This is a genomic window from Vibrio sp. PSi01, from assembly GCF_054960695.1.
In genome coordinates, this window is sequence record NZ_JBHNYN010000011.1 from 55,903 (window position 1) to 70,529 (window position 14,627).

Annotated in this window: 7 protein-coding genes and 1 tRNA gene; 5 read left to right on the top strand and 3 right to left on the bottom strand. The window is 43.7% G+C overall.

Annotation, left to right across the window (positions count from 1 at the left end; genetic code table 11):
- Positions 1 to 143: 143 nt before the first annotated feature.
- Positions 144 to 2,174 (bottom strand): excinuclease ABC subunit UvrB, encoded by a 2,031-nt coding sequence (gene uvrB, locus ACFI6G_RS15075; protein ID WP_016767675.1) that lies wholly within the window; start codon positions 2,172 to 2,174, stop codon positions 144 to 146.
- Between the two features lie 509 nt (positions 2,175 to 2,683).
- On the opposite strand from uvrB, the gene ACFI6G_RS15080 reads away from it, so the two are divergent.
- Positions 2,684 to 2,759 (top strand) — tRNA-Asn (locus ACFI6G_RS15080).
- 301 nt (positions 2,760 to 3,060) lie between these two features.
- Here ACFI6G_RS15080 and melB read toward each other — a convergent pair.
- Positions 3,061 to 4,434 (bottom strand): melibiose:sodium transporter MelB, encoded by a 1,374-nt coding sequence (gene melB, locus ACFI6G_RS15085; RefSeq protein WP_010437169.1) that lies wholly within the window; start codon positions 4,432 to 4,434, stop codon positions 3,061 to 3,063.
- A gap of 478 nt (positions 4,435 to 4,912) precedes the next feature.
- The gene (locus tag ACFI6G_RS15090; protein WP_462710345.1) at positions 4,913 to 7,030 is read right to left on the bottom strand and encodes an alpha-galactosidase; all 2,118 of its coding nucleotides are present in this window, start codon (positions 7,028 to 7,030) and stop codon (positions 4,913 to 4,915) included.
- Between the two features lie 843 nt (positions 7,031 to 7,873).
- Here ACFI6G_RS15090 and ACFI6G_RS15095 point away from each other — a divergent pair.
- From ACFI6G_RS15095 to ACFI6G_RS15110, 4 genes are all read left to right on the top strand, one after another.
- On the top strand, positions 7,874 to 9,115 hold the full coding sequence (locus ACFI6G_RS15095) for a carbohydrate porin (RefSeq protein ID WP_016792666.1): 1,242 nt from the start codon (positions 7,874 to 7,876) through the stop codon (positions 9,113 to 9,115).
- A gap of 108 nt (positions 9,116 to 9,223) precedes the next feature.
- Positions 9,224 to 10,126, top strand: coding sequence for a MalM family protein (locus tag ACFI6G_RS15100; RefSeq protein WP_016792667.1), 903 nt, complete (start codon positions 9,224 to 9,226; stop codon positions 10,124 to 10,126).
- Positions 10,127 to 10,239: 113 nt separating this feature from the next.
- On the top strand, positions 10,240 to 13,341 hold the full coding sequence (locus ACFI6G_RS15105) for a beta-galactosidase (RefSeq protein WP_016792668.1): 3,102 nt from the start codon (positions 10,240 to 10,242) through the stop codon (positions 13,339 to 13,341).
- A 258-nt stretch (positions 13,342 to 13,599) separates the two neighbouring features.
- Positions 13,600 to 14,604, top strand: coding sequence for a substrate-binding domain-containing protein (locus ACFI6G_RS15110; protein WP_010437150.1), 1,005 nt, complete (start codon positions 13,600 to 13,602; stop codon positions 14,602 to 14,604).
- The last annotated feature ends 23 nt before the right edge of the window (positions 14,605 to 14,627 follow it).

A 14,627-nucleotide genomic window follows, 5' to 3' on the forward strand; every position in this document is an offset into this window, starting at 1 on the left:
GGTCACCTAGCCAACTGACGTTGTTAGTGGACTCAGTGTTCACAAACGTAAGCCAGTAGAACATTTACTACTGGCTGTTTTTTGTCTGAAACACTCTCCACTTTAAATTTTTCCGATATAAACTTCTTGAATAAGAATTGAGATTAGCTGTTGGTAATGAACTGCTTTCTCAACTGCTCTATCTCATCACGCTTTTGCGCCGCTAATTCAAATTCCAAGTTCTGAGCATGTTGATACATCGTAGCTTCTAGCTTACTGATCTCTTTATCAAGCTGCTGCGGGGTAAGCACGGTGTAATTTTCAGAAGGCTCGGCGACTTTCGATAGTGGAACCTGCTTAGATTGTCGCTGCTGTTTCGACTTAGTGAGATCACCCAGCTCCATAATATCTTTGATATTACGTTTCAGTGCTTGCGGAGTGATGCCTTGCTCTTCATTGTAAGCCTGTTGTTTCTCCCTGCGACGGTCGGTTTCATCAATCGCTTTTCTCATCGACTTAGTAATTGAGTCTCCATACAAGATCGCTCGACCCTCCAAGTTACGTGCCGCACGACCAATCGTTTGAATAAGAGAACGTTCAGATCGCAAGAAGCCCTCTTTGTCAGCATCAAGAATCGCCACCAGCGATACTTCAGGCATATCCAAACCTTCACGAAGTAAGTTAATACCCACTAACACATCAAACTCGCCTAAACGTAGATCTCGAATGATCTCGACACGCTCAACGGTGTCGATGTCTGAGTGTAAGTAACGCACTTTAACCCCGTGTTCACTGAGATACTCTGTTAAATCTTCTGCCATTCGTTTCGTTAGCGTCGTGACCAACACTCGCTCTTCCTTAACAGAGCGTATTCTTATCTCAGATAACAAGTCATCAACCTGAGTAGCAACCGGACGAACTTCAATAATAGGGTCAAGCAAACCCGTCGGACGAACCACTTGATCGGCAATTTCGCCATCTGATTTTTCTATCTCATAGTTACCAGGCGTTGCTGAAACGAATATCGTCTGCGGAGCGATCGATTCAAACTCGTCAAACTTCATAGGACGGTTATCCAGCGCAGAAGGCAGCCTGAAACCAAACTCAACCAAGGTTTCTTTCCGAGATCGGTCACCTTTATACATGGCACCAATTTGCGGCACCGTTACGTGTGACTCATCGATGATCAGCAGGCCATCGTTAGGTAAATAATCGAACAGCGTAGGGGGCGCTTCCCCTTCCGCACGACCGCTTAAGTATCGTGAATAGTTTTCGATACCCGAACAAAAGCCAAGCTCAGTCATCATCTCGATATCAAACTGTGTTCTTTGAGAGATACGTTGTTCTTCTAACAGTTTGTTGTTGTCTTTTAGGTATTGAGCCCTATCGCGCAATTCATCTTTAATCTTCTCAATCGCTTCAAGGATTTTTTCTCTTGGGGTTACATAGTGAGTTTTTGGATAGACCGTAAAGCGTGGTAAGTCTCTTTGCTTAATCGCACCAGTCAGTGGATCAAAAATACTAATACAATCGACTTCGTCATCGAACATCTCAATTCGAACCGCATCTTGGTCAGATTCAGCCGGGAAGATATCGATCACTTCACCACGAACACGGAACTGACCACGTTCAAAGGCGACATCGTTTCTTGAATATTGCAGCTCAGCCAAGCGGCGTAAAATATCACGCTGATCCATCACCTCACCGCGACTCAAATGAAGCATCATCTTCAAGTAAGACTTAGGATCACCAAGACCGTAGATAGCCGACACAGAAGCCACAATGATGGCGTCTTTTCGCTCGAGTAAGGCTTTGGTTGCCGAAAGCCTCATCTGTTCAATATGAGCGTTCACAGACGCATCTTTCTCGATGAACGTGTCCGTGGTTGGAACGTAGGCTTCAGGTTGGTAGTAATCGTAGTAAGAAACGAAATACTCAACGGCATTGTTTGGAAAGAAAGATTTCATCTCACCGTAAAGTTGAGCCGCCAATGTCTTATTAGGCGCTAACAGGATCGCAGGTCTTTGAGATTGGGAAATGACGTTGGCAAGAGTAAAGGTTTTACCAGAGCCTGTTACCCCTAATAAAGTTTGATGTGCCAAACCGGAATCTAGTCCGTCCAATAATTTGGTTATCGCAGTCGGCTGGTCACCGGACGGGCTGTAGTCCGATACCAAGTCAAAGAGTTTACTCATAGGTCGCCATTTCCATACTGTTTTTATAATCAGGTCATTGTCACTCTAGGAGGAGTGTCGTTGCAACTATTATCTAGAGAAACGCATCTTAAGATCTGATATCAGTTATAGCTTTTATTTTTATAACTTGGTATTATCCGTGCCCCTGCAAAGTTTCTTCAGCTATATTACTCTAATTTTAATCCACTACTTTTCCCCAAAAAATCTAAAAATACCGCTTGTTCTGCTGTTTTCTTTATAATCTAAAAAAGTTATACAACAGCGATATTTCAATACAAACTCTTTAAATACATTACTTTATTTGTATTTTTTACATTTTCAGATTTATCCCGATTATTGTTGTTAAGATTTCACACACACACTTATCCACAATTTTGGTGGATAACTAAAGCAAAGCTAAATCCGATAAGGTGTTCAAGAAAGTAAAGTTTTTTATCTTACTTTTTTCTGCTATTTTTTGTTGACAGAAAATCGGACTATTATTAAAATCCGCATCGCTAACAAGTAATTCCCCTTTAGTTCAGTTGGTAGAACGGCGGACTGTTAATCCGTATGTCGCAAGTTCAAGTCTTGCAAGGGGAGCCAAATTCAGAAAAGAGCCCAATCGAAAGATTGGGCTCTTTTCGTATATAACTGCGACTAACTTGTTCCAAGTTAATGTCACACCCGAATCGCCGGACCTTGCTACACGCCCGTTTACGAGCCTCAGAAAAGAGGCCAAACTTAAGAAGCCGCATCACTCGATGCGGCTTTTTGCGTTTTAGTTACAGCAGAACTCGGTGAACTCAGTATTAATAATTAACATCCATAAAAAACGCCTCACTAGGAGGCGTTGGAGCTTAGTGACTAAACTGAGTTTTATTCTAGATTAGACGTCGTTTAGCGGTTATGCTTCTGCAGTAATAACATTTACCGGAGTTTCTTTATCAGCTTGGTCTTTATCAAAACCTTCGTGTAGATGGTAGTAACGTTTATAAACAAGAGCACTTACCGTCATTAGAATCGCAGGGACTCCTACCATCATGAACTGTAAACCCATAATTGTACTGTCAGACTGTTCAACGTTTGGTACATAACCTACCACCGACAACCCCATACCAACAATAAAACCACCAGCCGCGCCTGCAAACTTAACAAGCATCGTTTGAACAGAGAAGATAACACTCTCACTGCGACGACCTGTTTTGTGCTCACCGTAATCCACGACATCGGCAAGCATTACAGTTTGCAGTGCGTTAGCGATACCGACACCAAACTTGATTGCAGCGCCTGCGATACCGATTAGAATCGCGCTACCTGGTGCGATAAAGCCCATGATAAGTAGCGTGATACAAGACAGCACTGGGAAGCCACAAGCAATAACCCATAAGTGCTTGCGTGGTAACACTGATGCAATACGAGGGAACAAGAAAACACCAGCGACTTCAGCGACACCTGCGACCATCATATATACTGGGAACAGGTCAGCATTGCCTAAGGCATAAGAAAAGTAGTAAATCGCAAAACCACCAACTAGCAAGTTTGCTATTTGGAACGACAATACGGTACCAATAAGTGCTTTTAGCTGGTCATTCTTACCAATGATAACCAGTACATCTTTAAAACTGAAGCGTTCTGCTGGTTTAGCATTCGCCGGTGCAGATTTTTCTTTCACGTTACGAGCAATCAAAAACGCACTCATCACGAACAATACCGCAATCAAAATAGCTACGTTGAAGAAGCCTTGCCCTTGGTCACCATCACCAAGCTTACCAACAATGTGTAAACCATAAGTACCAGTGACAAACCACGCTAAGCTAGCAAACAGTCTCGGCCACACAACAAGCTTTTCACGTTCTTGACGAGAGCTAGATAACGCAGGAATCATAGACCAGTATGGAATATCCATAATGGTGTACGTAAGCCCCCACAGAATATAAGCAGCGGCTGCATAAATGTATAACGTAGTGCCTTCAAACATATGCGTACTAAAAAGACCCACTAGCACTACAGCATTTAATAAGGTACCAATAACAATCCAAGGACGAAATTTACCAAATCTAGAGCGCGTGTTATCAACGATAACGCCCATCATTGGGTCGGTGACCGCATCGACAATGCGCGCGGCCAAAAAAATAGTACCCACAAATGCCGCTGACAACCCAGCAACGTCGGTAAAGTAAAACATTAAGAAAATGTAGATCGGAGCACAGGCAAAATCTTTACCTAAAGCCCCAAGTCCATAAGATAATTTGGTTTGTAGAGTAATTTGATCAGACATAGTATTTCCTTCAGGCGCGTAACTTCATCTCCTAACAGACGTTGAAACGCTTACCTTTTATTTATAATAATTTATCCACTCAAGTTCTGTTTTAGAGCCACTCTATGGTCGCTTCTTAAAACACTCAAGTATCAAGTCCGACGCTAATGTAACCATTCCAACGAACAGATACTGTGATCAACAACCATTCAAATGGAAACGTTTTCAGTCAACTATCTAAAGTGAGAGATCGAACAATAAAAAAAAACATTTTCTAGGAAATACCGGTAATTAAAACGCTAAAAACAGCTAACAAGGCAAGATTAAGCATGAGAACGATTACACTACGTCATATCAAATTGTGTATTACCTAGCCCCCCTTACGCTAGTAAGGTCGCTTTAAGCCTATTAGATAATTATTGATGACTTATTGAAGGCAATAAAAAACCGCGTAAGTGCACCTACGCGGTTCGTCAAATATAAAAGTCGAAGCTAAAACTTAGTCGATACGTTCAAACTTAATCAGCATCGCTGTTTCTGCATCAAGTATTGGCATCGTTAGACCAACCTCAGCACACCAAGCACCTGATAGCTCACAGCCAGCTTCTGTCCATGGTGGTTGATAATTCACAATATCGTCGTAGTTTAACGGTTTATCAATCACAGAAACTTTGTATAAGCTTTGTGGATCTAGCCCAGGTATGCGCAAATGACCGCTCAACGAATTAGTTGGCATTACCAGCTGTGCAATCATCACAACAGCTTCTGACACATCTTCGGAAACGACCGCATGGATTTGATGGGCACTATCGTCCGTTGGAACTCGCCAAGTTCTCCCGCTATGCAGTAACGGACGCAGCATCTTATGTAGCTTTATGTAGTGCTCAAAACCCTGTTTCTCTTCTTGAACTTCTTTTACAGGGTCTAATTCAATCCCCATATGACCAAACAGTGCTGTCAGGCCACGAAACTCAATACTATGACGACGACGGGTGCTGTGGCAGTGGCTCGCACCTATATGACTTCCCATTACCTCAGGAGGGAAGAAGTAGCCCATCCCGCGCTGAATAGTTTGCCTTTCTAATGCATCATTGTTATCTGAAGCCCAAAAACGTTGCGTACGCTTAAGAACCTCAAAATCGATACGACCACCTCCAGCCGCACAAGATTCAATATCAACCATAGGGTGCTTATCTCGGACTTTATCGACCAACTCATAATAGCGAGCGGTTTGTTGATGAGCTGCAGCCCTGCCTAAATGCGCAGGTTGTACAACTTCTCGGTTCATATCCCACTTAATGTAAGCAATGTTGTACTTACTTAAGAAATGATCAAGACGTTCAAACAGAAAGTCGAATGCTTGTTGATTCTGAAGATTGATAACATATTGATTGCGACCAGTTGGTTGGTCATAGCCGTCCACCGCGAGCAACCAGTCTGAGTGGGTTCGGTATAAGTCAGAATCCTTATTGATCATCTCAGGTTCAAACCACAATCCAAACTCCATACCTAATTGATTAACGTGTTCAACTATCGGCTCTAAACCACTTGGGTATTTTTTTTCATCTAAGAACCAATCCCCTAGTGCGGCCTTGTCTCCACAGCGCCCTTTGAACCAGCCATCATCAATGATAAAGCGCTCTACTCCCATATCCGCGGCTTGGCTAGCCATCGACATAATATAATCAGGATCATGGTCAAAATAGATGCCTTCCCATGTATTAAGATGGATAGGTCGAGGCTTTTGTACGAAAGACTCCGGCAAGATGGAACCTCTCACGTGGGAGTGGAATTGGTGGCTCATTCCATTTAGGCCTTCCGAGCTGAAACTGGCATATAACCAAGGTGTCGTTAAGCTTTCACCTTCATCCAATGCAATCTCGCCCGGTAGATAAATAACTTCCGCTTGCACGTAGCGACGACCGTCTGCTTTTACATCCGCGCGCAGTCTGTGATTACCACTCCAAGCGAAGTGAATACCCCACACATCACCTGCCATTTCATTAAAGTTAGCGGTACCAACAACCATCGCTGGATAATGTTCATGAGACGTTCGTCCGCGGCGATTTTCTTGTTGATAGCCCCCTTGCTGTAAGGGTTGACGCACCGTTTGGAACTCATGTACCCAGCGGCCGTAGTACGTCATCAACTCATTAGCTCTTGCTGGTAATGGTAATGTATTGGCGAGACGGCTCACCTGATAAAGGCCGGCTTTAACGTTGCTTAAGGTGTGACGAGATTTCACAACATCATGTTTATCAAGGCATAACTCGGTTGTTAAACGTAAGCCTGCACGTACATCTTCACTCTCAATGATTAAGTTAGATGGTGTTTGTTGAATATCCGTAATAGAGAACACAGGCGCCCAGTCCAATCCGTCTCGGTGTCCTTCTAATGCCGGACTGCTGAACACACCGCGCCCGAGTTCTGGGCTCAGCGACATAGCAACATCATTATCAAGGCGACCGTAAGGAACAGGCCTTTGAAGAGAAACACGAAAGTTTGCTAGATCGCCACGAACTGGAACTCCCCAATGCAGAATTTCCGCGAAATCACCAAGTTCAACGATCAGTTGCGAGTCTTTGCCCGTAATTTCTACTAGGGATTTATTCGTCATTTTATTTAACCTTAAGGCGTTTAATTACCCCGTATCATAATTATTGAGCTGAGAGTTTCTGTGATCAAACCCAAAATCATGAAAACGTTTCCATTAAATATTAATGGATTAATAGGTTCAAATAATACCTCCTAATTCAAAGATTTATACCAACAATCACCTCAACACATATACTCCAGATCCCAAAAAATAGGGGTATTCCACATTAAATAAAGCGTTATAATATTAAAATAAACAGGAGTTTAACAACAATCAAACCCATAAAATTCAATGGGTTATGATATAGCTGTAATTTGAAAATTAGCTCAGACACATTTCCTCTTGAACTCGCCACACCACACTCGTATTCTTAACCTTTAGAGTACAACTATGAAGTGTCTCCCTGGGTCCTAACTTTTACATTCCAGCTTGACGGTATAGAACTCAATGCCTGTAGCCTAGCTTCAGCATTGAATTTGATACTTGCTTCCTTGTCTCACATGCCCAGTTATCATTGACTGGGCTGCTTTTCCCCTCAAAAAATCCCCAAGACACTGATAGCCCTAGCCTCGCATCACTATTACCTACGTCCGAACACAACGAACAACTTCAGCTCTAACGCACGGTCAACCTCCACAACCCCTTAAATAGAAAACGATTCCACTAAAAATCCACAGAAATCTCTATAAAACCTCCACTACAAGCTCAATAATCAGATCAAAATCACACAAAATAGTCACAAACCCATCAATAGAGCAAAAATGCCAACCTCATCATGAAAACGTTTCCATTGTTTATTTACACTCTCGCTCGAGTTAGGACTCAAACATAAAAATATCCATAAAAAAATAATGGAGACACTTCATGAAACAAAAAATGCTAGTTAAAGCATTAGGATTCACTCTGGCCCTCACCCCATTAATCAGCTCCGCTGCAGTGGAAAACGTAACGTATTTTGGTTATGCGAAATGGGGCAACATCTACACCGACAATGACCAACATAACGATGGAAAAGGAGAACGAAGCGACGTTATTCGAGCAAGCCAAGGTTACGGTAACTATCGTTTAGGCAATGAATTGAACTGGTGGGAAGCCGGTGTTAAAGCGGATGTATGGCGCGACAATGACGCCTATTTTGATACCACTATCTACCTGGGTAGTGGAGATAGCTGGGGGGATGTCAGCACGATCCAACTTTGGTCGGCAGGTCATGGGCTTATAGACGGACAACCCAACGCAAAAATTTGGGCAGGTGAACGTTTTTACCGTCGCCACGAAGTCCACATGATAGATGTGAAGTACTGGGATACATCTAGTACCGGTGTTGGTATTGAAGATTGGGATCTCGGCTTTGCTGATGCTCACTTAGCCTGGATGGCACCAAATTCCAGTGACGATGGGCGTAGTCTTCATAACATTGATGCTCGCTTGAGCGGCATTGAATTGAGTGACACAGCAGATCTTACTCTTGGTTTGAACTACGTAACCACGCAGAACTCGAGCTACGACGATAAAGACATTACTACTTCTGGCGCAATGCTCTCTGCACTTTACCGTCAAGCTTGGAACTACGGTTCAAACACCTTGGCCTTCCAATATGGTACCGATGCGTTGGCAGGCGGATTAATGAGTGCTGAAGGTGGCTCAAACAGAAAATACAGCACGGGCGTTGAACACGATGGCTCTAGCTGGCGACTGTTTAACCACGGTGACTTGAATATCAGTGAAGATGTTCAAGTGATGTACTCCATCGCTTATCAAGACAAAAACCTAGATAACAACGATGGTGAGAAGTGGTTCAGTGTGGGTGCGCGCCCTCAATATGCTTGGACAGATTACATGTCGACAGCATTAGAGGTGGGTTACGAAACGGTAGAAGCTCAAAACGGAGCCGGCACCAACGATATGTATAAAGTGACCGTGGCTCAAATGTTCCAAGCTGGCAAAGGGGTATGGGCTCGCCCATCAATCCGTATCTTTGCAACTTACTCTGAATCAAATAACGAGTGGGATCGTGGTAACGAAGTGTATGGCACGGCGACGAGCATAAACGCAGAGACCGTCGATGAGATTACCTTTGGTTTCAACGTAGAAACTTGGTGGTAAACCACAACCTCCGAGCGTCTATTCAATTAACGAATTGACGCTCTACACTGGAATAGCAATTTAACGGGGAAAGCCGCTGTTTTCCCCCTTTACTAAGGTAGCAATCAGATGAAATTAAAATCATTGGTGACCATTGTCGCTGCACTCACCGTTAGCGCATGCAGCGGAATACCAGAAAATGAACTCAATACTGATTTCAATAACAGTGCATGCTGTTCTCAATTAAATGCGCTGCCAACGACTCAATTGCCTATTCCATTTCACCAACAAGTGATTATGGATGGTCATTTACCGACCCTCTCCTCTTCATTGTTAAACCAAAATACACAGGCAAGTAGGCAGCGCTTTCCAACTATCGCGTATCAAATCAGTAACACGACAGAATCGCTGTCTTTATTAATTCGCTCATACATTAAAGATGACGCGCTTTTCGCTCCGTCTGTTTATGTCTTTGACAAACAATGGCAACTGCTAGGTCATTACAACGCTAACGACTTCACTTACCACCCTACCTCTATGCAAGGCCTAGAAAGAATTGAGGTATCCATTTCACTTATGCCCCAACGAGACAATGCACAATATGTTGTTGTCAGTACCGATAGCACAAAATTAGACAGCACTATCAGCCGTATTCACCCGGAAGAATTGTATTCAGAATCTCAGCAAATCATAGGCAATAAGCAACTGCCTCTGACTGCCACGTTGAGCAGCGTAGGTGTCATTGATGTCACGGCGAGCAAATCAACAAACAACGCCGTTTTGACTCTATTGGCTGAGCTTGGCGTTTCATCCAACAATGAGCCCGATACCTTAGGTTCAAAGCAAGTTTCTCAACCATCAACTCAGGCAGTTGAAACCAATCAAAAGGCGCAATGGCTGAATATCCAAAAGGACATCGACCAAGCCCTAAACAACAATGACATCAAACAAGCCGCATTTATTGCTAATCAAGCGGCCGAACAGGGCATGCCCGAAGCAAAAGGTTATTTATTAAAACAGCTAGCTGAATAAGCCAACAGAACAATACGTAGAACCAACTATTTGATAACGGTCATCACGGTTTAAAAAACTGATGACTTAATAGAATTATTACCAATATTGAACACTTTAAGAGTAGGAATACCATGAAGGCATTTTCAAACATCATCCAAAGACGCGATTGGGAAAACCCGCAGTCTGTGAATATCCACTGCCTAAATGCGCACAGCCCATTATCAAGCTACCGCAATCTCGAACACGCCCGAGACGGCATTGAATCACGACGTAAATCTCTTAATGGACAATGGAAGTTCAAATACTTTGACACACCGGAAAACGTTAACGGTGAGTTCATCGAAACAAGTTTTGATGACTCACAATGGGACGAAATAACTGTTCCTGCTAACTGGCAACTTCAAGGCTACGATAAGCCGATTTACGCTAACGTAAAATACCCATTTGAAGTCAATCCACCGTTCGTTCCAGCAGACAACCCAACCGGTTGTTACCGTACTCAAGTTACATTAACGGAACAAGATTTAGAGAACACACAACGTATTATCTTTGATGGTGTAAATTCTGCTTTTCATCTTTGGTGTAACGGTGACTGGGTTGGCTACAGCCAAGATAGCCGCTTGCCTGCCGAGTTTGACCTAACTCAGTACCTAACAGTTGGCGAAAACACACTTTCAGTAATGGTGATGCGTTGGTGTGATGGTAGTTATCTTGAAGACCAAGATATGTGGTGGCTAAGCGGTATTTTCCGTGATGTAACCTTGCTAGCAAAACCAAAGCAGTGCATTGAAGATGTGTTCGTTACACCAGACTTAGACTCGTGCTACCGCGATGGTTCGCTATCTATCGTGACAAAAATTACTGCACCAGACATCTTCCAAGTTCAGGTTCAATTGTTTGAAGGCAACCACGCGGTGACCGAACCGATTATCGATCGCCCACACAATCGCCGCATTGATGAGCGTGGGACATACAATGATGTGGTATTCCAAACTCTTCATGTCCGAGAGCCAAAGAAGTGGAGCGCAGAAGTTCCTAATCTCTATCGAATTGTCGTTTCATTGCTTGATGAACAAGGTAAACACCTAGAAAGTGAAGCTTATCAAGTTGGTTTCCGAAAAATAGAAATGACCGACGGTCAGCTAAAGCTAAACGGCAAACCGCTATTGATTCGCGGCGTAAACCGTCATGAGCATCACCCAGAGTTGGGGCATGTGATGACGGAAGAAGATATGATCCGTGATATCTGTCTAATGAAGCAGTACAACTTCAACGCTGTACGCACAGCTCACTATCCTAACCACCCTAGATGGTATGAACTGTGTGATGAATACGGTTTATATGTGTGTGATGAAGCAAACATCGAGACACACGGCATGCAGCCTATGAACCGCTTGTCTGCCGACCCGCAATGGGCACACGCTTATATGAGTCGATACACACAAATGGTGATGCGTGATAAAAACCACGCTTCAATTATCATTTGGTCTTTGGGCAACGAGTCAGGGCACGGCAGCAGCCACAATGCGATGTATGCTTGGTCGAAACAGTACGACCCTTCTCGCCCTATACAGTACGAAGGCGGCGGTTCGAACACCACAGCAACTGACATCATTGCTCCAATGTACGCACGTGTTAACAGCACTATCGAAGACGATGCGGTTCCGAAGTGGTCTATCAAAAAATGGGTTTCTTTACCTAATGAGCAACGCCCGCTGATCCTTTGCGAATACGCGCACGCAATGGGTAACAGCTTAGGTAGCTTTAACGATTACTGGGATGCATTCAGAGACTACCCTCGCCTGCAAGGCGGCTTCATCTGGGATTGGGTTGACCAAGGCCTAAGCCAATGGGATGAAAACGGTGAACACTTCTGGGCATACGGTGGCGACTTCGGTGACACGATCAACGACCGTCAATTCTGCATCAATGGTTTGATCTTCCCAGATCGCAGCATACATCCAACCTTGGAAGAAGCGAAGTACTGCCAAAGAATGATCAGCGTGACATTGGATGATCAAACTGAAAACCAAGTCCGCCTAACGGTGACCAATGAAAACCTATTCCGTGCGACTGATAATGAAACACTGAACTGGCAATTGCTCGAAAACGGCATCGCGATTCAATCGGGCAAACAAATTTTAGCAATTGCGGCAGACAGCTCGCAAGCTCTTGAAATAGATCTGATGTTCGTACCAAAAACAGAGGCTCAATATCATCTCGACACAGATATCACTCTGACTCATTCAACCCAATGGGCGAAAGAAGGCCATGTTTGTGCAACGGAACAGTTTGCCTTGCGTAACCAAGCTGGATTACAAATTCCTGAGCCGAAGAACGCCCTCGCACCTCAAGTAAAACAAAACGACACTCACGTGATGGTGTCTAGCCTAGATGAAACACATCAATGGCAATGGGATACACAAAGCGGATTACTTACGAATTGGATTGTCGATGGACAACCTCAGGTACTCAAAGCACCAGAAGATAATTTCTATCGTGCGCCACTAGATAACGACATTGGCATCAGTGAAATAGACAACATCGACCCGAACGCATGGGCTTGTCGATGGGAACTTGCAGGTATTGGTCAATGGGAACGTCAGTGTACAAGTTGTATCGTGCAAGCACTCGCAGATTCAGTACAAGTGGCGTCAGTATTCGCCTACCAATTTAATGGCCAAATCCAAGCGATTACAAAATGGCAATACACCTTAAATAACCTAGGTGAAATGAATATCGCGGTTGATGTCACCTTAGCCGATCACTTACCACCGATGCCGCGTATTGGTCTTGAAATGGAGCTGCCTTTACCAATCGAAACCGCGAATAAAACACCGATTTCATGGCAAGGTTTAGGGCCGTTTGAAAACTACCCTGACCGCTTAGCCGCTGCGCGATTCGGTTTACACAAACAAACACTGGATCAGATGCACACGCCGTATATATTCCCAACCGATAGCGGGTTACGTTGTGGAACCAAAAACTTGAATGTGGGAAGTATCGGGATCGAAGGCGATTTTTCATTCAGTGTGAGTCAGTACAGCCAGCAACAATTAACGGATGCTAAGCATATCAATAACCTGACTCGTGAAGATAAAATCTATGTACGCGTTGATCACCAACATATGGGCGTTGGTGGTGATGATTCTTGGAGCCCAAGTGTTCACCAAGAGTTTCAACTCACCGACAATCAATATCGTTATCAGGTTACGCTAACAAGCACATCATAAGTAAAATTAAAGCCAACGGCTCGACCTTAAGCCGCTTGGTTTTGCGATGCTCTGACTAGCTTGATTCACACGCCAATGTGATTCCAAAGCCGAGCTCTTGACTAGAGCTTGGCTTTTTATTTTCAAACGAATAAGTCAATCAGAAATAAACCATTAAACCTCGTCATATTTGATGTTTAGCATTTGAATTGCCTAACTATCCGTTGTTAAATGTCCAACCATCAGCACACAGCATTATATTTAGAATAAGAGAGCGGAATGGCTACCATCAAAGATGTTGCGAAGGAAGCAGGCGTATCAATCGCGACCACCTCTCGAGTAATCAACAATGCACCTCACACAAGTGAAACCGCGATTGCAGCAGTAAAAGCCGCTATGGAAAAACTCGGCTATCGCCCAAATGCCAACGCCCGAGCATTAGTCAGCAAATCTTCAAATGCGATTGGTGTACTAGTTAATGATGTCTCTGCTCCGTTCTTTGGCTCGATGATCAAAGCCATTGATACCGTGGCAAGCGAGCAAGAAAAACAGTTATTGATTGGCAGTGGCTATCATGACGCCACCAAAGAGCGTAATGCCATTAATCTACTGATTAACAGCCGCTGCGAATCACTCGTTGTTCATAGTAAAGGCATTAATGATGAAGAATTAGTAAAACTGGCAAACGAAGTACCCGGAATGGTGTTGATCAATCGTATTGTGCCCGATATCGAAAACCGCTGTATTGCACTCGATAATCGCCGAGGCTCTTACATTGCAACCGAACACTTGATTAAAAATGGCCACAAACACATCGGCTACATTTGCTCGAGTCACAATATTGAAGATGCTCATGACCGTTTAGGTGGCTACTTAGACGCGCTCAAAGAATACGGCATTGAATCGAACGATGAATACATCGAGTATGGAGAACCTGATGAGCTCGGCGGCGAGCAAGCCATGGTTAACTTGATGGCAAAAAACACTGATATAACTGCCATTGCAACGTATAACGACTATATGGCGGCAGGCTGTTTGGCACTATTACAAGAAAATGGGGTTCATATTCCAGAAGATATGTCAGTTATTGGGTTTGACGACGGCCACATTGCACGTTTCATCTATCCTCGATTAACCACTATTCGCTATCCAATCCAAGTTATGGCAAACCAAGCAGTTAAGCTCTCTCTTCAACTCGCAAGTGACGAACCTAAAGAGCATCCGGAGCACAAATTATTTATGCCAATTTTGGTGCGTAGAGCCTCTGTCCGAAATATTAATTGAGAAAACTCAAACTTTTGAAGACT

Excerpts from the sequence above, each read along its gene's own strand:
- ACFI6G_RS15090 (WP_462710345.1), bottom strand. The coding sequence starts at position 7,030 with ATGACGAATAAATCCCTAGTAGAAATTACGGGCAAAGACTCGCAACTG.
- melB (WP_010437169.1), bottom strand. The coding sequence starts at position 4,434 with ATGTCTGATCAAATTACTCTACAAACCAAATTATCTTATGGACTTGGG.
- uvrB (WP_016767675.1), bottom strand. The coding sequence starts at position 2,174 with ATGAGTAAACTCTTTGACTTGGTATCGGACTACAGCCCGTCCGGTGAC.
- ACFI6G_RS15110 (WP_010437150.1), top strand. The coding sequence starts at position 13,600 with ATGGCTACCATCAAAGATGTTGCGAAGGAAGCAGGCGTATCAATCGCG.
- ACFI6G_RS15100 (WP_016792667.1), top strand. The coding sequence starts at position 9,224 with ATGAAATTAAAATCATTGGTGACCATTGTCGCTGCACTCACCGTTAGC.
- ACFI6G_RS15105 (WP_016792668.1), top strand. The coding sequence starts at position 10,240 with ATGAAGGCATTTTCAAACATCATCCAAAGACGCGATTGGGAAAACCCG.
- ACFI6G_RS15095 (WP_016792666.1), top strand. The coding sequence starts at position 7,874 with ATGAAACAAAAAATGCTAGTTAAAGCATTAGGATTCACTCTGGCCCTC.